At 53.2% G+C, this 20,897-nt stretch carries 11 protein-coding genes; 6 read left to right on the plus strand and 5 right to left on the minus strand.

Features of this window, described 5'->3' with window-relative positions; genetic code table 11:
- The first annotated feature begins 14 nt into the window (after positions 1–14).
- Positions 15–677, plus strand: coding sequence for an HhH-GPD family protein (locus POG22_RS22640; protein WP_498907219.1), 663 nt, complete (start codon positions 15–17; stop codon positions 675–677).
- Here the strand turns inward: POG22_RS22640 and POG22_RS22645 are convergent.
- Together POG22_RS22645 and POG22_RS22650 are read right to left on the minus strand one after the other, a co-directional pair.
- Positions 674–1,363 (minus strand): SDR family oxidoreductase, encoded by a 690-nt coding sequence (locus POG22_RS22645; RefSeq protein ID WP_498907220.1) that lies wholly within the window; start codon positions 1,361–1,363, stop codon positions 674–676. The two genes, POG22_RS22640 and POG22_RS22645, sit on opposite strands and share 4 nt — an antisense overlap.
- A gap of 50 nt (positions 1,364–1,413) precedes the next feature.
- Positions 1,414–3,606 carry a hypothetical protein gene (locus POG22_RS22650; RefSeq protein WP_498907221.1) on the minus strand — a complete coding sequence of 731 codons (2,193 nt, stop codon included), beginning with the start codon at positions 3,604–3,606 and terminating at the stop codon, positions 1,414–1,416.
- Positions 3,607–4,507: 901 nt separating this feature from the next.
- Here POG22_RS22650 and POG22_RS22655 point away from each other — a divergent pair.
- Positions 4,508–11,719 (plus strand): Ig-like domain-containing protein, encoded by a 7,212-nt coding sequence (locus POG22_RS22655; RefSeq protein ID WP_498907222.1) that lies wholly within the window; start codon positions 4,508–4,510, stop codon positions 11,717–11,719.
- A gap of 93 nt (positions 11,720–11,812) precedes the next feature.
- On the opposite strand, the gene ribD is transcribed toward POG22_RS22655, so the two are convergent.
- A complete protein-coding gene (gene ribD, locus POG22_RS22660; RefSeq protein ID WP_498907223.1) occupies positions 11,813–12,934 on the minus strand; it encodes a bifunctional diaminohydroxyphosphoribosylaminopyrimidine deaminase/5-amino-6-(5-phosphoribosylamino)uracil reductase RibD in 1,122 nt (373 codons plus the stop codon).
- A gap of 360 nt (positions 12,935–13,294) precedes the next feature.
- Here ribD and psbP point away from each other — a divergent pair, with 360 nt between their 5' ends.
- The 4 genes from psbP to POG22_RS22680 all read left to right on the plus strand — a co-directional run bounded on the left by psbP (position 13,295) and on the right by POG22_RS22680 (position 17,927).
- The gene (gene psbP, locus POG22_RS22665; protein WP_017662512.1) at positions 13,295–13,843 is read left to right on the plus strand and encodes a photosystem II reaction center PsbP; all 549 of its coding nucleotides are present in this window, start codon (positions 13,295–13,297) and stop codon (positions 13,841–13,843) included.
- Positions 13,844–14,006: 163 nt separating this feature from the next.
- Positions 14,007–14,645: a nucleoside triphosphate pyrophosphatase gene (locus tag POG22_RS22670; RefSeq protein ID WP_498907224.1), complete on the plus strand. Its 639-nt coding sequence runs from the start codon at positions 14,007–14,009 to the stop codon at positions 14,643–14,645.
- A 152-nt stretch (positions 14,646–14,797) separates the two neighbouring features.
- Positions 14,798–16,315: a phytoene desaturase family protein gene (locus tag POG22_RS22675; protein WP_026097849.1), complete on the plus strand. Its 1,518-nt coding sequence runs from the start codon at positions 14,798–14,800 to the stop codon at positions 16,313–16,315.
- 247 nt (positions 16,316–16,562) lie between these two features.
- Positions 16,563–17,927: a 16S rRNA (cytosine(967)-C(5))-methyltransferase gene (locus tag POG22_RS22680; RefSeq protein ID WP_498907225.1), complete on the plus strand. Its 1,365-nt coding sequence runs from the start codon at positions 16,563–16,565 to the stop codon at positions 17,925–17,927.
- On the opposite strand, the gene codA is transcribed toward POG22_RS22680, so the two are convergent.
- Both codA and argJ read right to left on the minus strand, forming a co-directional pair.
- Positions 17,907–19,133: a cytosine deaminase gene (gene codA, locus POG22_RS22685; protein ID WP_498907226.1), complete on the minus strand. Its 1,227-nt coding sequence runs from the start codon at positions 19,131–19,133 to the stop codon at positions 17,907–17,909. The two genes, POG22_RS22680 and codA, sit on opposite strands and share 21 nt — an antisense overlap.
- Positions 19,134–19,310: 177 nt before the next feature.
- A complete protein-coding gene (gene argJ, locus POG22_RS22690) occupies positions 19,311–20,552 on the minus strand; it encodes a bifunctional ornithine acetyltransferase/N-acetylglutamate synthase (RefSeq protein ID WP_498907227.1) in 1,242 nt (413 codons plus the stop codon).
- Positions 20,553–20,897: the final 345 nt, after the last annotated feature.

Genomic DNA, 20,897 nt, shown 5'->3' on the forward strand with positions numbered 1-20,897 from the left:
ACGCCCGCGATCGTATGTCTGTTGACGATCTCAATATTCAGTGGTTTCGCCGTCGTTTGACTGCTTGGGGTCGAGAAAACTTGCGACAGTTTCCTTGGCGCGACACGCACGATCCCTATCGCATTTTGATTGCTGAATCGCTCTTGCAAAAAACGACGGTCGAAGCCGTTCTTCCCACGTACAACTCTTTTTTAAGACAATATCCCGATGTCGAAACGCTGGCACGCGCCGACTTAAACGACCTCGAAACGCGCTTGCAACCTCTGGGGTTGTTGTTTCGCGCCGCACGAATTTTAGACGCCGCCCGTACCGTCGTCAACGACTACGACGGTCGAGTTCCCAACACCGAAACCGAACTGTTGAGCTTAGCAGGAATCGGGAAATACAGTGCGCGATCGATCCTTGCCAATGCCTTCGGTAAACCGGCCGCAGTTCTCGACACCAACGTCGCACGGATTTTCGAGCGGTTTTTCGGCGTCGAAGGAGAACGGGTCAAATCTCGTTGCAAACGGTTGTGGGGACTGGCCGATCGCGTCGTTCCCAAACGCAACGCCAGCCGTTGGAATTTAACCCTTTTGGATTTCGGGGCGCTCGTCTGTACCGCCAGCCGTCCCAAATGCGATCGCTGTCCGCTACGCAAACGCTGTTGCTTTCTCACTTCAGACAACGCCGATTAAGCCGAAACCCGCAGCGACGCTCCGTTATCAGCAGCCGTTAACCCCAACAACAACGGAACTGCGGCTTTTCCCCAGGTTTCCGGCGACATATAGTTTTTCGCACTCGAACCGAAGCAGGTTTCGAGCATATCCGTGTGGATGACACCGGGATTGAGGGCGATCGCCGCCAATCCCGAGGGGAGTTCTTGAGAGAGCGATCGCGTCAACCCTTCGATGCCCCATTTCGTCGCGCAATAGGGCGCAACTTGCGGAGACGTAGTGTGTCCCCAGGTAGAACTGAAGTTGACGATAACCCCTTCCCCTCGGCGAACCATCGCCGGGACGAAATGACGCAACAGGTTCGCCACGCCTTTCAAATTGACATCTACAACGCGATCGAATTCTGCGGCGGGAACTTCCCAAAGATTCGCCGGTTCGTTGATGAACCCCGCGTTGTTGACGAGTAAATCCGGTGCGGAACGTTGCGACAACACCGCCTCACTCCACTGACGCACGCTGTCATCATCCGTTACATCTACGCTCGCGAAATGGTGGGGTCGGCCAAACTGTTGGTTTAAGGAGGCGATCGCCTCTTCGTCTCGCGCACAGCCGTATACGACGTGACCCGCCTCGACAAATCCCTCGAGCATCGCCCGTCCCAAACCGCGAGTAACTCCGGTGAGAACGATCTGTTTTTGCTGGCTCATATATCTCGAAAACTCGTCGCTTCTAGGCTATCGAGTCGAGGCGATCGCCTTCAACGACAGTTGGCGTTATACCAATTTCGAGCGCGATCGATGCCAGCTCGATACGCTCCGAGTTCGTCTTGTCGGTAGTTCGCCGGATCGCGCATATACATATCGTAGCCGCGACCGCCAGACTGTCGAATTTGTGCCTGACAGGTATTGCGATGGAACTGTTCGTGAGCCATATTTGCGTTATAAATGACCGAACCCGCCGTTTCGCCGCCGTAGGTTCGGATGTATTCGCTCAACGGTTGCGAGGAAATTTTGCAGGTGAGGGGATTGGTTCCCATCGGGGCTTCAAGTCCAGCTTCCGCCGCACTTCCCGTTTCGCCAGGTTGGGGAAACATCGTGTCGTTGATGGCATTGGGGGAGAGATTGTCCCAACCCCCTGCATCGAACATTTTTTTAATCAGGTTGTTGACGGCTCCTGCGTAAGCGTATCCGTCTTTTCCGAGTTGTTGTGCCAGCCGAAGCAGACGCTCGTTTTGAAACGCCCGCAAAATGCTTTCTTGACTGGCGATGTCTTTTTGGACGGTTTCGCAAGCTTTCTTTTTGGCTTCGTCTTCGTTGGGACGAGTCGATTGCGCCAAACGTTGCTGCGATGTATTGGCGGGAACGGCGACACCGAGATCGACGGTATTGGAGGCGGAGCGATCGCGTTGGCGACGACGGGCGATCGCGTCTAGGTTCGAATCGAGATCCGACGAGGCCACGAGAACCGGAGCGATCGTCGCCTGTGACGATGAAGTTTGACACGCTCCCGCACGACGACAAACGGCATATTGCCAGGCTCGTCGAGCCAAATCGATGCCATCGTCGGCCCAAGCCACATCTCGATTTCCCTGGAGAACTTGTTGGAGTGCGTCGGTGTAGTGTGCCAGATCGAGAACGTCGTCGATATCTCCGTCGGCATCGATCGCGTCGTCGAGGGTGTCGAGTTCGTCTAAATAGGCAGCTCCGCGATCGTACCGTTGTTGGGCATCAGCAAATCGTCCCGAAGCGGAAACGCGGCCGTTTCCCGACGGAACTCCCACGAACGTCCATCCGACATCGTTCCAGGTGGCGGTGAGGTCGAACGCGAGTTCGGGTGGGAGGACGGTACGGCGCACGACGCGGATCGAGCGAAAGGCATATCCTTGCAAGTTCGAGTTGCCAGAAACGCTTAGCGGGGCGATCGCATCGTCGTACTCAGCTTCGATGCGGTTGCCCTGGGTATCGGCGATCGCCACAATGCGATCGCGATCGTCTCGTTCGACGGTGACGACATCGGGAACCGATACGTCAATTTGAGTTAGAGAGTAGCCCGAGGGTCGATAGCGGATAAAGTAACCGTTGCGGTGGTAAGACCAACGCCCCCCTGGAATTTCTCGCTCTCCGGTATCGGGGGGTTCGCCAAACAGAACGGCGACGCGTTCCAAATCGCTGTAAACCGCGTTACCTTGGGCAAAGAGCGATCGCAGTCGGGCTTCGGCTTGTAAGACTTGTTGGACGGGGGCGGGTAAGTGAGCGATCGCTTCTTGCAGAGCAAGTTGGGAAATGACATCGAGCGCACTTCCGTCGAGATCGTCGATTTCGTCGTCCGACAACAGGGCGTTGGCCGCCTGTTGGATATTGGGCGACATCTGCGAGAGTTCAGTTCGCGCCAAAATCCCCCAGAGTAGGATTTGAATGTCCTGTTGGGGGATATCTGGGCGATCGACCGACCGTCGCAAGATATTGCCGACGATTTCGGCACGAGAGCCTCGTAACGGGGCGTAGAGATAGCCATCGCCACGCGTGGGGGCGTAGGTTCCGGCGTGCAAACAGTAGCTTTCGGCGGGTAAGGTGTAGAGTCCCGGTTGCCAGAGGAGTTCGCCGCGATCGTTGCGGGGAAGCACTGTCAACGGCGTCACGATATCGGGATCGAAACGGTCGAGAAACGGAACTTCCGTCGCCGCATCCTCAAAGCTCGTTTCGATGGGGGCGTCACCTCTGAGAAGGTCGTTTAAAATGCCTTCAACACCGGGGATGTCTGGAATAGGAACGGGAATTCCGGGGAACTGAGACCGTTCGATGGGGTTTTCGAGAGCCGGTTCTGGAGTTGCGATCGCCGCTGTTGCAGAGATGTTGGCTGAAGTGGGAGCGAGTAGGGGCAAGCTACCGAGGAGTAGTCCCACGCAAGCAGAGCGGTACAGTTGGTGTTTGAAGTTTTGAGATGGAATCATGAGGCGAACCTCCCGCGCGGCCTGAATTTCGCGTTCGGTCGCGTCTGGGTTGGGGATACGACCAACTTAGCTCAGCTCTCGGGCGAGCGATCGCGTTTTTTTGCAAATATTGGCCGTATTAGCCGAGAGTTGCGATCGCTGAAGCAAGTGCTTACATGGTGAGTGCGAGCGGAGGGTTTGAAAAACACGTGCGATCGGTATCTTGTCAACCTCGAAGCATCTCGACGATTTTTAAAGACGAGATGAACGGCTATCGCAGTTCTATAAAGATTTCATGAATCCATAACTTCGATATTGCCGGTCTACGTATAAACACATAATATGGCGATCGAGCCCAGAACAAATATTGCGTAAAAATACGCAAAAACGGTATGCGATCGTGAATCCCTCAATAGAGGTTTTCACTCTTTCAGTTTGCCGTTTCCACGCGATCGCTCCCGTTAGACTTTTCAAGTTTTTTGCGAACGAGCGGGCAGCTCGAAATCACGTGCTTAAGTGAAAACACCGAGCTTTGCTCCAGACATTTTTCTTCAGAAACACGGCCCCACAACGCTCGAAATTCTAGCCGAGCTAGGCGATCGAAACTTGAAATTTTCGAGATCGATGTCGCCGATCTGATTTCTATATTTCATAAGCTCGTTTTTTAAAAAACGGCACGCTTTGCAGCTTCATTTTTTAATAGAAGCTCGAAATCGCTGTTGCCATTTTTGAACTACAGCTTTAAGCGATCGCAAAATGTAAAAAAATGGGGTACATCTCAGTTTTTTAAAAAAAAAATATGAGAATTGGAGGCTGAAATCCTTATTCTTTCGTATAGATTTACATTTTTGAGATGCACCCAAAAAATGCGATAGAACTGCAATTTCACTGAACAAAAAATCAAAAAAGGACGATTAAAGCCATGTCAGGCAATACCTTCATAATTGGAACCCTATTCGACGAAAATGACGGCGACTACAGCGCTAACGATCTATCTTTACGAGAAGCCATCAGCTTAGCCAACGACGGCGATGCGATCGCTTTTGATGCTAACTTAGCGAACCAAGATACCGGATTTGGCTTAGGGACAATTGGTTTAATACTAGGCGAGTTAAATATCGATAAATCCATCACCCTCGACGGTCTGGGTGCAAACCAACTGACCGTTAGCGGCAACGGTAACTCTCGTGTCTTTCGGGTTGACGATGGGAACGACAGCACGGCGATCGACGTTACGATTCAAGGATTGAGCATCACCGACGGTTCTGCTGACCAGGATGGTGGCGGTGTCTTCAACCAGGAAAATTTAACGATCGCTGACAGTCATCTCAGCAACAACATCATTACCGGCGATAATCTTCCTCCAACTTCGTTCGTCCGAATTCCACTTCGAGGGGCAGGGATTTACAGCAACGGCACTCTGACCCTCAACAACACCACAGTCAACAGCAACACGATCGAATCTTCAACAGAGGATACCCCAGGTCGTGGGGCTGGCATCTACAGCCTTGGTACGCTGACCCTCAACAACAGCACCATTGCCGGAAATCGCATCCTCGATGGAGGCGGTTTCACAGGCGCCTTCGGACGAGGGGCAGGAATCTACACCCAGGGAACGCTAACCGCCTTAGACAGTGCTATCAACGATAACGATGCATCTACCCACCGGAGCGAAGGAGGTGGTATCTACAACCGAGAAGGCGTGGTCGAGTTACAAAACAGTGAGGTGAGTGGCAACCAAGCCTATCGCGATGGGGGTGGAATTCACAATCACAACGGCACTGTTGAAATCGAGAACAGCACGGTTAACAACAACCGACAAACTTCCGGTAATGGCGGTGGAATTTTCAATAAAGCCGATTTGACCGTCACTGGCAGTACGGTTAGCGGGAATTTGGGCAACGGTATTTTTAGCAACACCACTTACAGTCAGGGAACTCTGACAGTTGACAATAGCGTTATTGCAGACAATGCCGGCTATTTCGGCGGTGGCATTCAAGTTTTTTCAAACAGTACGGCTACGGTGCGCGAAAGCACCATTAGCGGCAATTTAGGAAACTTTGGCGGTGGCATCCACAACAGCGGCAATCTGAGTTTAATCGGCAGCTCGATCGACAACAATCGATCGTTTGACTCCTACGGAGAGGGGTTTGGTGGCGGTCTCGACAACTTAGGAACCTTAGAGATTCTCGACAGCACGGTGAGCAACAACCAAGCCGGTGATGAAGGTGGCGGCATCCGAAATATGGGAAGTCTCACCTTAACCAACAGTACTGTCAGCAACAACCAGGTCAATATTGCAGGGGGCGGCATTTTCAACAATGGCGGCGATCTTACGGTTCAAAACAGCACGATCGCCGCGAACGTTGCCGATAACGACGGTAACGGCATTGGTGACGGGGGTGGAATCTTTAACGGAACGATCGATGCCAGCCCCCCTATAAACAATGGAACCGTCGATCTTCGCAATACCATTGTTGCCGGAAACTTCGACACGCCGAACAATGCCGGTTCTGGAGCGATCGCCCCCGACGTTGCGGGCAACTTCACCAGTAACGGTTATAACTTAATTGGTAATGACAACGGCAGTACGGGATTTACCAGTACCGGCGATTTGGTGGGGACGAATACGACTCCCCTCGACCCGCTGTTAACTCCGTTACAAGACAACAGCGGTTCGACGTTCACCCATGGATTGCAAACCGGTAGTCCCGCCATCAATGCCGGAGATCCCAACTTTACCCCACCTCCCGATTTCGATCAGCGAGGTACGGGATTCCCGCGTGTGGTCAACAGTCGCCTCGATATCGGAGCCTTTGAATCGGACTTAACGCCTCCTGCTGGCAATGACGATCCAGTCGCACAGAACGATCGCTTCGTCTTAGAGAAAGATACCCTGTTTGTTGGAGATGTGTTGGCCAACGACAGCGACCCAAATGGCGATCCGCTCAATGCATCACTGGTGAGCGACGTTCTCAACGGAAACCTGGTTCTGAATACCGATGGCTCGTTTGATTATACGCCTGCTCCCAACTTCACGGGTTTAGATAGCTTTGTCTATGAAGTCACCGATGGCAATGGAGGCAGTGCAACCGCAACCGTCGATCTAAATGTTGTTTCCTCCATCAACAACGACCCGCTCGCGATTGTCGTAGATACCTTAGTCGATGAAAACGATGGTAACTACAGTGCCGGTGATTTATCCTTCCGAGAAGCGATCGGCTTAGTGGATTCAGGTGGCACCATTACCTTCGATACCAGCCTGGTCAATCAAGATGTTGGCTTTGGCTTAGGAACCATCGGCGATCTACTTGGGACGGTGGAGATAAATAAGGCCGTCACCATTGAGGGTTTCAGCTTCATAACCCTTGACAGCAAGCTCGTTGCGAACGACTCGAACGGCAGCACTAAAATCGATGTCACCATTGACGGACTGAACCTAACCGAAGGAGTTGAAAACAATGAAAATCTAACGGTTAACAACAGTACCGTTAGCAATAATATCTTCAATGCCTATGGTGGTAGTATCTTTACAGCAGATAACATCGTCATCACCGGCAGCGATACGGATGGATTTATCAACGACATCGGTGGAACCGCCACCATTCAAAACAGCCTCATTACCAACAATAACGGAACGGGTCTCCTCAACAACGAAGGCGACCTCACCGTCATTAACAGTACGATTTCAGACAACGCCTCGAGCGATGGATTTGGACTTGTCGATGGGGGAGGCGGGATTGTCAATTACGACGGAAATGTAACCGTCACGAGCAGTACCGTTTCCGGCAACAGTACGACGGGTAACGGTGGCGGCATTATCAACTATCGGAGTTCGCCGTACTGGTCAGCCACTCTGAGCGTGACAGATACCGTTATCAGCGGCAACCAAGCCGACGGTTCGGGAGCCGGAATTCATAACAACGAAGGGGTTGTTAGCCTCGATAACAGCAGCATTTCTGACAATACTGCAACTGTCGATGGGGGTGGCATCAACAACGACGGCGGAGACTTAACGCTGACGCAGAGCAATATCACCGGAAATATCGCTCTCAGCGGCGGGGGAATTTTCAACCGAGGTTCCAGTACCATCGACGGAACGACGATTTCCAACAACACCGCCAGTAACGGCGGAGGTCTCTATGTTAGCGGTGATGTCACCTTAATCGATAGTGCGATCGAGAACAACACCGCCAATCCCGGAAACGGCGGCGGCGTCTTCTTTGAAAGCGGCAACTTCAGCCAAACCAACACGGCGATCGTCAACAATACCCCAGATAATATCTTCGGACTGAACCAATCGCCGATCGCCACAGACGATCTTTACAGTCTCGATGAAGATACAATTTTAGCGATCGCTCCCAACGAAGGCATCCTCAGTAACGACAACGACCCCGATAGCGATACACTAACGGCAACACTGCTGGCCGATGTCGCCCATGGAACTCTCAATCTCAACAACGACGGCAGCTTTACTTATACCCCCGACCCCAACTTCAACGGTAGCGATAATTTTACCTACGAAGTCAGCGATGGCGCTTTCACCGATACCGCCACAGTCGCTCTCACCGTCAACCCGGTTAACGACGCTCCCGTAGCTGTTAATGACGTGGCCAGCACGAGTGAAGGTACGCCCGTGGCGATCGACGTACTCAGCAACGATACCGACATTGATGGCGACACGCTGAGTGTCAGCAGTGTGGGAACCCCCAGCAACGGCGCAGTGGCGATTGATGCCGATAATACCCTCACCTACACGCCCGATGCCAACTTCAGCGGAGACGATAGCTTCACCTACACCATCGACGACGGCAACGGTGGCACTGCCACAGCAACTGTTAACCTCACCGTGACTCCCTCCTTTGATGTCCTCGTTGTAGATACCTTGCTCGATGAAAACGACGGTGACTTCAGCGCCGGTGATTTATCCTTCCGAGAAGCACTCGACTTAATTGGCGTAGGTGGCACGATTACTTTCGACCCCAACCTTGCCACTCAAGATGTTGGCCTTGGCTTGGGAACCATTGGCACGGGGTTAGGGGCATGGGCGATCGACAAGCCGATGACCATTAACGGTCTAGGCTCCGATTTAATAACCCTGAGTGACGATGTCAGCGTTAATGACTCTAACAACAGCACTAAAATCGAAGTTGCTCTCGATGGACTGACCTTCGCCGACGGTGTCGGAAACAACGAAAATCTAACGGTTACCAGCAGTAAATTTTTGGGGAATCCTCTATTTAACGGCTCTGGGGGCAGTATCCTCACCGCAGATAATATCGTCATCACGGGTAGCGAATCCGCTGGATTTATCAACGATCCCGGTGGGACAGCCACCATTAGTAATAGCCTGATCGCGAACAATAACGGTATAGGCGTTATCAATAATGGTATAGCCGACCTCACCGTAATTAACAGCACAATCTCGGGGAACGGTGCAAATCCCGGAGTTAGTGGGGGAGGCGGCATCGAAAACTTTGGCGGGAATTTGACCGTCATTAGCAGTACCATTTCTGGCAACAGCACCACAGCCAATGGGGGCGGTATCCTGAATATCGGAAGTTACGGGTTAGGCAATCTAACCGTGACGGACACCGTTATTAGCGGCAACCAAGCCAGTGGTTCCGGAGCGGGAATCTACAACAGGGAGGGTACCGTTAACCTCGACAACAGCACCATTAGTGGTAACGCGGCTGGTGAATCGGGGGGTGGCATTTTCAACAACGCCGACTTGACGGTGAACAATAGCACGATCGCGGCAAACACCGCTGATAGTAACAGTGATGGAAGCGGTGACGGCGGTGGCATTTTCGGAGATTTAGGTACAGCACAAATCGCCAATACCCTCATTGCCGGAAACTTCGATACACCCAATAATGCTGGTGGTGGAACTATCCATTCCGACGTGTCCGGCGACTTCACCAGTAATGGATATAACTTGATTGGTGACGACACGGGTAGCACGGGCTTCACCAATACTGGCGATTTGGTCGGCACGACAACAAATCCCATCGATCCGCTGTTAACTCCGTTACAAGACAACAGCGGTTCCACGTTCACCCATGCCTTACTCTCCGGTAGTCCTGCCATTAATGCCGGAGATCCCAACTTTGCACCTCCTCCCGATTTCGACCAACGAGGTACGGGATTCCCGCGCGTCGTAGACGATCGCCTCGATATTGGAGCCTTTGAATCTAACTTGACTCCCCCGACGAACAATTCCCCAATCACAGGTGACGATAGCTTCAGTGGCGACGAAGACACCGACCTCAGCGGCAACGTCTTAACCAACGATAGCGACCCCGATGGCGACCCGCTAACGGCAACGCTCCTCACCGATGTGGCTAACGGCAGCCTCAGCTTTAACAGTGACGGTTCCTTCAGCTATACCCCCGCGGCCAACTTCAACGGTTCTGATAGCTTTACTTACGAAATCAGCGATGGAACCTTCACCGATACAGCGACCGTCAATCTCGCCATCAATCCCGTCAACGACGCTCCGGTGGCATCAGACGATAGCATCAGTACGCTGGAAAATACTGCTGTCACCTTCGAGGTTCTCAGCAACGATAGCGATGTTGATGGAGATTCCCTCAGCGTCGCGGCGGTGAGTGATGCTGGCAACGGTACAGTAGACCTCAACGCCGATGGAACGCTGACCTACACTCCCAATACAGGCTTTAGCGGTAGCGACAGTTTTACTTACGACCTCAGCGATGGCACTCTCACGGATACGGCGACGGTCGATGTGGTTGTCGATGCTATGGTGCCCAACGATCGCCTGGAAGTTACCGCTGACGGTTCGACGGAGTTCTACGCTGTCGATTCCTACGGCGGCTCTCAGGATGTCACTTCGCAACTGACCTTTGCCCCCGATGGCAGTAGCGTGGATATTACCGGCAATAGCTGGAAAAAGCTGTCCTTGGATTACACGATTACCCCTTACACCGTCCTCAAGTTCGACTTCAAAAGTACCGCTCGCGGCGAGATTCACGGCATCGGCTTCGATACGGACAACAATATCAGTTCGAACCGCACGTTCAAGCTGTACGGAACGCAGAATTGGGGTCTCCGTGCGTTCGATAACTACGCTACTCCCGATGTCTGGCAAAGTTACGAGATTCCCGTGGGTGAGTTCTTCACCGGCCCGATGAACTCTCTCACGCTGACGAACGACCACGATGTGAGCAATCCGACAGCCAACAGTCAGTTCCGCAATCTCGAACTAGTCGAGGAGGTTCCGGCAGACCTTCCCACGTTGACTGTGACGACAAATGGCACGTCTGAGGCTTATCCTCTCGAGTCTGCCTACAACGGACAGGATGCGTCACCCCAGGTGACGCTGAGTCCCGATGGCAGTTCTCTGCAACTGCAAGGCAATAGTTGGAAGCGGATTAACTTGGATTACACTGTCACCGCCGACACGATTTTGGAGTTGGAATTCCGCAGTACGTCGCAGGGTGAGATTCACGGCATCGGCTTTGACAACGATAACCGCGTGAGCAGCGATCGCCTCTTTAAGTTTTACGGAACACAAAATTGGGGTCTAAGTGAATATGAAAACTACGCGGCACAGTCGGACGAGTGGAAGTTTTATCAGATTCGCGTGGGAGACTTTTTCACGGGATCGATGCCTTACTTGATTTTGACGAACGACCACGATACGAACAATCCGACCGCCAGCAGCGAGTTTCGTAACATCAAGGTTTACGAGGGAACGAACGTTCAGTTTGGAAGCGGCGGCAACGATATCCTGACGGGAGGCAGCGATGACGATGTTTTAATTGGGGTCGATCCCAACCAGATAACCCCCGGTTCGGGTGAAATCGACGAGCTGACGGGAGATGGAGGAGCCGATACGTTCGTTCTCGGTGATGCGACGCAAGCTTACTACGACGATGGCGACGCGGCCACTGCGGGACTCGACGACTATGCCTCGATTACGGATTTTAACGCCAGTGAGGGAGATGTGGTGCGCTTGAGCGGGACGGCGGCGAACTACGAGTTGCGACCGGCTGCTAACGGTAACGATATTGACATTTATCGGACTGTTAATAACGAGTCTGAGTTGATTAGTGTGGTTGAAGGAGTCAGCGATCTCGATTTAGCGAGTCCTGCTTTTGAATTCGTCTAATTCTCCGAACAACTCGGAATCTGGCTTGAAAACCTCCTCTCAGTCGGGACGCTGTCCACAGCGTCCCAATGGGATTTTGCAAAAGCGATCGCCTCACCGAGACGCCAACGGCTTGGGTAAATAGCCTTCCATCACGAAATCTCGACCGACGGAATACCAGCGGAGGCGTTCGAGTGTTAACGCGTCGGTCATTTTTTCGAGTCCTAAATCGCCGATGGGGGTGGGGGCGTCGGTTCCGCCGACAATTTTAGGGGCGATAAATGCCAAAACTTTTTGAATCGCACCGTCGGCGATCGCACGAGCCGCTAGAGTTCCGCCACATTCCCATAATACCGACATGGCGTCGCGATCGAACAGCAGTTGCAACACCTTATCTGGCGTCACGTCGATAACCTCAACGACTTCCACACCACGATCGCGTAACTGGCGTTGAACCTCTGGCTTGACGCCTTTCTCCGTCACCACCAACGTCGGGGCTTCCGATACGTCCCACAACCTCGCCTGAGTCGGTAAATCGAGAGTTCTCGTCATCACGACGCGCAGGGGATTGCGCGACTCTGTATCGTGACTCGTCAAACGCGGGTTATCGCAGCGGACGGTATTTCCCCCCACGATCACTGCATCGCAGACACTGCGAAGATGATGCACTTCGCTTCTGGCTTCGGTTCCCGTCACCCACGCACTATGTCCGGTGGTACTGGCGATTTTCCCATCGAGGGTCATGGCGTACTTCAAAATCCCAAACGGACGGTGATAGAGAATTCGGTGGAAAAAGGCTTCGTTGAGACGGCGACAGTCTTCTTCTTCGACACCGATGACGACTTCAATTTCCGCGTCCCGCAAACGCTTGACGCCCCCCCCACCGACTTTAGGGTTGGGATCGACGGTTCCCACGACGACTTTCGCCACCCCAGCTTCTACCAACGCATCCGAACAGGGAGGCGTTCGTCCGTGATGGTTGCACGGCTCTAAGCTGACGTATACTGTGGCACCTTTGGCGCGATCGCCCGCTTCGCGCAATGCGAACACTTCCGCATGAGGGTCTCCGGCTTTGGGATGAAACCCTTCTCCGACGATTTGACCGTTGCTGACGACGACCGCCCCCACCATCGGATTCGGCGCAGTCCGCCCCAACGCCTGACGCGCAAGGGTCAGACAACGCTGCATCATGGCGCGATCGAAAGCACTGACGGAAGGTGGGTTCGCTGCGTTCATCGTCCTAAAACGGTTCGTGTGCGGCTGTCCGGTGCGACAGCTTATCACTTTGAGTGTATCTTTTACCGCGAACAGCGAACAGCGTGCCGTGTTGTAGGGTGCGTGACTTGAAAAATAGGGTGTCGATGGTGAGACCTATAAATCGTCACGCACCGCCAATGTACACCACCCACATACAAGGGTACGTGACCTAAAGACAGGAACGATATTGCACCCAACCGATCGACTCGTCACGCACCGAACCCGTTTCTCCTCATCTCCTCATCTCCTCGCCAGACTTGACGTGATGGCAAATTCATCGGATGGTGAATGGGGCGGTGTGCGCCCCGACTTCCGCACCTCATTCACCCTCGAACAGTCATGCTCAAACGAATTGCGGCGATCTTGCTGGTTGCAGTGACAGTCACGCTGACGAGTTGCTCGACTTCTCCTACGAGCGGCTTAACCTCGTATGTGGATAGTTACGATGGCTATCGCTTTCTCTATCCGAACGAATGGATCGAGATGGACGCAACGAACCTGACGCCAGATGCAATTTTCCACGACCTCATCGAACGCAGTGAGAACGTCAGCGTGATTATCAATCCGGTTCCGGAAGGTCAAACTCTCGCCGATCTCGGAACGCCTACAGAGGTCGGATACGAGCTATCTAAACGTGCGATCGCTCCGGAAGGGTCCGATCGCGTCGCCGAACTGATCGACGCCGAATCGCGACAAGACGAGGACGGAAAAACTTACTATATTTTTGAATACGCCGTTCAGTTACCCGATCGCCTACGACACAACATCGCGAGTATTGCGATTTCCCGCAACAAACTCTTTACGCTCAACGTCTCGACGACCGATCGACGCTGGAAGGAAATTCAAGATAAACTCCGTTTCGTGGCAAAGTCTTTCTTTGTTTACTAAACCTCGCACGCTCGGGGCGATCGAGACGACCGGATAACGAGATGATGCGATCTCTCCCCTTTTACAGCGAGCAGCGAACAGTCAGCCGCGAAACAGTGAGGACAGTTGAGAGTTGACAGTTTCTCCCCCTCTCCCTTGCTCCCCCTCTCCCCCTCTCCCCACCATGAGTCAACCGATTCTGATTCTGGCTTCTGCCTCTCCCGCTCGCCGTCAATTGCTACACAACGCGGGAATCGAACCGATCGTTTGTCCGAGCCATTTCGACGAATCGCAAGTTCAACTGACAAATCCTGTGGCGTTGGTGCAAACGTTAGCGCAACTTAAGGCTGAAAGTATCGCGACGCAGGTTCGTCACGGAAACACCCCGCCACGAACGACGACGGTGCGAAATCCCGAGTCGGTGCTGATCCTCGCTTGCGATTCGGTGCTGCTCCTTGAGGATCGCATTTATGGAAAACCTGAAAATCCTGAAGCTGCCGTCAAACGTTGGAAAGAAATGCGAGGACAGGTAGGTGAACTTTATACCGGACACGCGATCGTTGACATAGCACAAAATACAACAATTGTCAACTGCGAGACGACGCGAGTTCACTTTGCCCAATTGAGCGATCGCCAAATTGAAGCCTACGTGGCCACTGAGGAACCCCTTAACTGTGCGGGATGTTTTGCCATCGACGGACGCGGAAGTTTGTTCGTGGAGAAACTCGAAGGCTGTCACAGCAACGTCATCGGTTTGAGTATGCCGTTATTCCGACGAATGTTAGGTGAATTGGGCTACGATCCGACGGATTTTTGGTCGTGAGGCGTTTGAGGGGTACGGGGGCGATCGCAACTGAGATCGCCTCGAACGTTCTTTCTAAGGTTCTGATGTGGAAAATTCCTTAGATTTCTACATTGAGTTTCACCCACTTTTCGGTTTACATGGAAAGGTGGCATCCATCTCTTTCCTAACCCATGTCTGATGTAGAAGTCGTTGTTATCGGTAGCGGCATTGGCGGGCTTGTCACCGCCTCTATGCTGGCACGATACGGGTTCTCGGTACTGCTGTGCGAGAGTCATACGATTCCCGGCGGTTCGGCACACGGCTTCTCGCGCCAGGGATTTCATTTCGATGCCGGACCGTCGTTTTTTTGCGGATTGACCGATCCCAGCAGTCTCAACCCACTACGCCAAGTGCTGTCGGTTTTGGACGAAGCGATCGAAACCATTCCCTACGATCCCCTCGGTCACTATCATTTTCCCGATGGAACGCTCGAAGTTTGTAGCGATATCGATCGCTACCGACAGGCGATCGCCGAAATTACCCCCGATGGCGCCCGAGAATTCAGCCGCTTAGAACGGCGGTTAGCGACGATCTACGAAGCGCTGCGAGGCATTCCACCGCTGGCATTGCGCCTCGATTGGGAAGCAATTCCCTTTCTCGTCCGACATTATCCCTTTCGGCTGTTTAAATTACTGCCCGCGATGGGGTTAATGCAGCGAACTGTTGGGGAGTTGATGGACGAGTGCGTTCGCAATCCTTGGGTCAAACGCACGATCGATCTCGAATGTTTCCTGCTGTCGGGATTGAAAGCCTACGGTACTATCGCCCCAGAAGTGGCGTTCATGTTCGGGGAACGGGCGCGATCGACGGTAGACTATCCCCTCGGGGGAAGTGCGGCGATCGTGGACGCGTTGGTCAGGGGATTGAAAAAATGGGGGGGCGAGTTACGCCTGAAAACCCACGTCGAGAAAATTTTAGTCGAATCGGGAGAAGTGCGGGGCGTTCGGTTGCGCGGAGGTGAAACGATTTCTGCCCCTGTCGTCATTTCTAACGCCACAGTTTGGGATACGTATCTCAAACTCCTCGATGCGGCCGATTTACCGCCGACTTACCGTCAAGAAAACCTGTCGCTTCCCGCCATCGATAGTTTCATGCACCTGAATCTGGGTATCCGCAGCGACGGTTTAGACGGGTTGACGGGACATCACGTCGTCGTGTTGGACGAACTGGCCGATATTACCGTTCCAGGGAATACCTGCATGATTTCGATTCCTACAGTATGGGATAAAACCCTCGCCCCGGAGGGATATCACGCACTCCACGCTTACACTCTCGAACCCTATCGCGATTGGAAACTCGATGCCGATTACGAACGGCGAAAACAAGAGCGATCGCGATCGCTTTATCGGGCAGTCGAAAAAATTATTCCTGACTTGCGCGATCGCATCGAATTCGAGATGATAGGAACTCCCGTCACGCACGCGCGATTTTTGCGACGCTATCAAGGGACTTACGGTCCGGCAATTCCTCCAATTCGAGGGATTTACCCGACGATTCACACGCCCGTTAAAGGACTGTATCGGGTGGGTGACTCTACGCTTCCTGGCATTGGCGTTCCTGCTGTTGCTGCCTCGGGAATTATGTGTGCAAATACGTTAGTCAGTCCTTCCAAAATGTCAGAAATGTTGCAAGAAGTCGGACTATTATAATTGACAATTGATATTTGATAGTCGTAGGGTGTGTGACGCGGGCATAAAATGTCTTTTATTGAAAGCCCGATGGGATTTCCCGCGTCACGCACCTTTAGAACGCGAACCGCGAACAGTCAGCCACGAACAGTTGTAGGGTGCGTGACCTAAAGACACGAGAAATTTGGCGCGAAACCGGCAAACTCGTCACGCACCGACTCCTTATCTCCCTTGTTTTCCTTGTCTCTCTTGTCTCAATCTTAAAAAATTGATTCTTTCAAATCCTCGTCAAGTTGCATTTCTTGCGTTAAAAGATGTCGATCGCAAAGGGGCTTACGCTGATGTTGCCCTCGATCGCCAGTTGGCAAAAGCTCAGTTAAAACCGCTCGATCGCGGCTTAGCCACTGAATTAGTTTATGGCTGCGTTCGGGGGGCGCGATCGCTCGATGCCATTCTCGATCGCTTCGCCAAGAAACCCGCCCACCAACAACCCCCTGATTTGCGGATTTTACTGCACTTAGGATTTTATCAACTCGTGTTTCTCGATCGCATCTCCGACGCGGCGGCTGTCGATACCACCGTCAAGCTGGCGAAAGCGAACCGTATGATGGGGTTATCCGGCGTCGTTAACGGGGTATTACGTCAGTATTTGCGATATCGAGATAAAAACCCTAATAAAAAACCATTTCCAGAAGAAATTCTTCCCGAAGAACCTATTTCGAGATTGGGAATTCGCTACAGTTATCCCGATTGGATTGTCAAAACTTGGAGCGATCGCTTCAGTTTTGAAGAAACCGAACAGTTGTGTCAGTGGTTTAATACACCCCCCAGCGTTCACTTACGAATTAATCCCTTAAAAACTACGATCGAAACGGTTGCTCCTGCCTTACAAGAGGCAGGAGCAAACGTCGAACAAATCCCCTACATTCCCCAAGGTTTAAAATTACAAAGTGCCGGAAAAATCGAAGCGTTACCGGGATATGCTGAGGGATGGTGGACAGTACAAGACAGTAGCGCCCAGTTAGTCACCCATCTCCTCGAACCGCAACCGGAAGAAGTCATCGTCGATGCGTGCGCTGCACCTGGGGGAAAAACCACCCATATCGCTGAGTTAATGCAGGATACCGGGACAATTTGGGCGATCGATCCGACGCCGTCGCGGTTGAAAAAAGTGCGTCAAAATTGCGATCGCCTGCAACTCAAATCCGTCAAAATTCTCGAAGGCGACAGTCGCCAAAAATCCCAATTTAACGGAACGGTCGATCGCGTACTTCTCGACGCCCCCTGTTCCGGCTTGGGAACCCTCCACCGACGGGCGGATTTGCGCTGGCGACAAACCCCCGAAAACGCGATCGAACTCTCCCAACTCCAACGACAACTTTTAGACGCCTGCGCGAGTTGGGTGAAACCCGGCGGCGTCTTAGTCTACGCCACTTGTACCGTCAACGATATCGAAAACGAAGGCGTCGTGACACCGTTTTTAGACAGTCACGACGACTGGCGCATCGAAGCCCCCGTCTCCGAGTCTCCCGTCGCCTCCTTCGCCTCTCCCGAAGGTTGGATTCGCGTGTTTCCCCACCGTCACAATATGGATGGTTTTTTCATGGTGAAATTACGGCGAATCGAAGGTTAACTGTTTCCCCTGAGATACCACCCATTTTACCCTCGCCCGTCGTCGCAAAGCGTCGAAAGGATCGATCGCCTCCAACACCACAAACGACGCCGGTTTTCCAATGTCCAAACCGTACTCGTTTTCAACGTTTAACGTTTTCGCGCCGTTCGTCGTCACCATTTCATAACAGGCGTCAATTTCCGCACGCCCCGTCATCTGACAGACGTGCAACCCCATCCACGCCACATCTAGCATATTTCCCGTTCCCAAACTGTACCAAGGATCTTGAATACAATCGTGTCCGAAACTGACGTTAAGTCCCTGTTGCCAAAGCTCTTTGACTCGGGTAACTCCGCGCCGTTTCGGATAGCTATCGGTACGCCCTTGTAGGGTGATATTAATCAATGGATTGGCGATGAGATTCAACCGCGCCCGTTGCAGAAATCCCATAAGTTTTTGAGCGTAGGCGTTGTTATACGAACCCATCGCCGTGGTGTGGCTGGCGGTAACGCGAGAACCCATATCGCGGCGAATCGTACAAGCCGCCATGACTTCGAGAAACCGCGACTGTTCGTCGTCAATTTCGTCACAGTGAATATCGATGAGGCGATCGCTCTTTTCGGCGAGTTCGAACACGGTTTCCACAGACTTTACCCCATCTTCTCGCGTGAGTTCGTAATGGGGAATTCCGCCGATCGCATCTGCACCCAAGGCGATCGCTTCTCGCAGTAACTCCAGATTTTTCGGATGGCTGTAAATCCCATCCTGCGGAAACGCCACCACCTGCACCCGCATCCAATCCGCCACGTTGTCGCGTACCTCCAACAAGGCTTTGAGGGCGCTTAACGTCGGTTCGCTAACATCGGCGTGAGTCCGCACCCAGAGAACCCCTTGGGCGGCTTGTTGTTGGAGCGTTTCTAACGCACGATGTTTGACATCATCGATCGAAAGAGATTTCTTCCGTTCTCCCCAAATCTGAATCCCCTCAAACAGCGTTCCGCTTTCGTTCCAACGAGGTTCTCCCGCCGTCAACGCCGAATCCAGATGGATGTGAGATTCCACAAACGGCGGCGAAACCAACCGTTCGGCGGCGTCAAGTTCCCTCACAGCGGAAGCGGGAAGCTGCGGCGCGATCGCGCCGATGCGCGTTCCCTCCACCCCAATATCGACAATATCCCCCTGGGGATAGCGTCGCGCCCGTCTGAGAATGAGAGTGAAATCGCTCATTGTTGAAGCCAGAGTCGTAGGGTGCTGTGACGCGGCCGGAAAATGGGGGTAAAACCCGGTCAATGTGGTATTACCGCGTCACGCACCGCCCCCACCGACCACCTCACCCCATCATCTCATCATCCCATCATCCCGATCGCACCATTACCCCATCATCCCGATCGCACCATCACCCCATCACGTCGTATATTCCGCGTTGATGCGAACGTAGTCGTAACTGAGATCGCAACCCCAGGCGAAGCCCTCACCAGAACCATAGCCGAGGTTAATCTCGATCGACACCGTGTCGTCTTTAAGATACTCTCCGGCTGCCTGTTGTTTCAGGTACTCGCTGGCGGCGGCGCGATCGAAGTCTAAAGGCTGTCCGTTTTCCATTAAATGGAACTCGCCCAGCTTAATTCGTAAGTTCTCTTGCTCGAAGTTTACCCCAGCGCGTCCGGCTGCGGCGGCGATGCGCCCCCAGTTGGGATCGCGCCCGAAAATGGCCGATTTAACGAGGGAAGAACCCGCCACCGTTCGGGCGATTTTCCGGGCGTCGTCGTCACTGGCGGTTCCCGAAACTCGCACTTCAATTAAACAAGTCGCTCCTTCACCGTCGCGGGCGATCGCTTTGGCTAAATGCTGGCACACGTGCGTCAGCATGGCTTCGAGTTTTTCGGCTTCTGGCCCCTCTTTGACGATCGCCGGGGTGCGGGATTGTCCATTGGCGAAAGCAATCAACGTGTCGTTGGTGCTGGTGTCGCCATCTACCGTAATTTGGTTGAAGCTTTTATCGGCAGCACGACGCAGCATATCTTGCCACAGTTGGGAAGACACGACAGCGTCGCAGGTGACGAACGCCAGCATCGTGGCCATGTTGGGGTGAATCATCCCCGAACCTTTGGACATTCCCCCCATCCGCACGGTGCGATCGCCGAATTGTGCTTCGATGGCGATCGATTTCGTGACTAAATCCGTCGTGATAATGGCTTCGGCGGCGCTGTCTCCGCCGGTATCTGATAGGGCGGCGGCCACTTTGGGAACGCCTTCCCGCAGGGCGTCCATTTTGATGCGCTGTCCGATAACGCCCGTTGAGGCGAGAAAGACTTCATCGAGGGGAATACTCAAGGTTTGGGCGACGAGGCGGGCGCTTTCTCGCACGTCTTCCCACCCCGCTTCTCCCGTGGCGGCGTTGGCTTGTCCGGCGTTGCAGAGGATAGCGCGGCCGCCGCTCTTGGACTGAAGTTTCTGACGACAGTAATCGACGCAAGCCGCCCGAACCTGAGTTTTCGTAAACACCCCTGCGGCGATCGCTTCGACGTCCGAGACAATTAAGGCTAAATCTTTTGCTCCCGACGGTTTGAGTCCCGCCGCGATGCCCGCCGCGCGATAGCCTCTCGGGGCGGTTACGCCGCCAGAAATTTCTTGCCACTCCACCACGATCGATCTTCCTCGCTGATACGTCGATATCGAGTGGCGATTATATCAAAGTTAAGGGGGGCGCGTTTCGGCCGGCCGCTACCAATCCCCCGAAAAACGCGCAAAAAAAAGGGAGAGCCGCAACTCTCCCCGCCATCAGGGTGCATCTATATACCATATTTTAGTCAATTCAGGGTGGGGGGTCAAGCCCCTTTTTTTAGATGTAGGGTGCGTGACTTGAAAAATCCGGTGTAAATCCTGAGACCGAGAAATCGTCACGCACCGCCGATGTACACCGCCAACATACAAGGGTGCGTGACTTGAAAAATCCGGTGTAAATCCTGAGACCGAGAAATCGTCACGCAC

Source organism: Geitlerinema sp. CS-897, from assembly GCF_028368005.1.
In the GTDB taxonomy this organism is placed as follows: domain Bacteria; phylum Cyanobacteriota; class Cyanobacteriia; order Cyanobacteriales; family Geitlerinemataceae; genus Baaleninema; species Baaleninema simplex.

Bases quoted from the DNA above. Each gene is read 5' to 3' on its own strand.
- POG22_RS22640 (WP_498907219.1), top strand. From the start codon at position 15: ATGTCTGTTGACGATCTCAATATTCAGTGGTTTCGCCGTCGTTTGACT.
- POG22_RS22645 (WP_498907220.1), bottom strand. From the start codon at position 1,363: ATGAGCCAGCAAAAACAGATCGTTCTCACCGGAGTTACTCGCGGTTTG.
- POG22_RS22650 (WP_498907221.1), bottom strand. From the start codon at position 3,606: ATGATTCCATCTCAAAACTTCAAACACCAACTGTACCGCTCTGCTTGC.
- POG22_RS22655 (WP_498907222.1), top strand. From the start codon at position 4,508: ATGTCAGGCAATACCTTCATAATTGGAACCCTATTCGACGAAAATGAC.
- ribD (WP_498907223.1), bottom strand. From the start codon at position 12,934: ATGAACGCAGCGAACCCACCTTCCGTCAGTGCTTTCGATCGCGCCATG.
- psbP (WP_017662512.1), top strand. From the start codon at position 13,295: ATGCTCAAACGAATTGCGGCGATCTTGCTGGTTGCAGTGACAGTCACG.
- POG22_RS22670 (WP_498907224.1), top strand. From the start codon at position 14,007: ATGAGTCAACCGATTCTGATTCTGGCTTCTGCCTCTCCCGCTCGCCGT.
- POG22_RS22675 (WP_026097849.1), top strand. From the start codon at position 14,798: ATGTCTGATGTAGAAGTCGTTGTTATCGGTAGCGGCATTGGCGGGCTT.
- codA (WP_498907226.1), bottom strand. From the start codon at position 19,133: ATGAGCGATTTCACTCTCATTCTCAGACGGGCGCGACGCTATCCCCAG.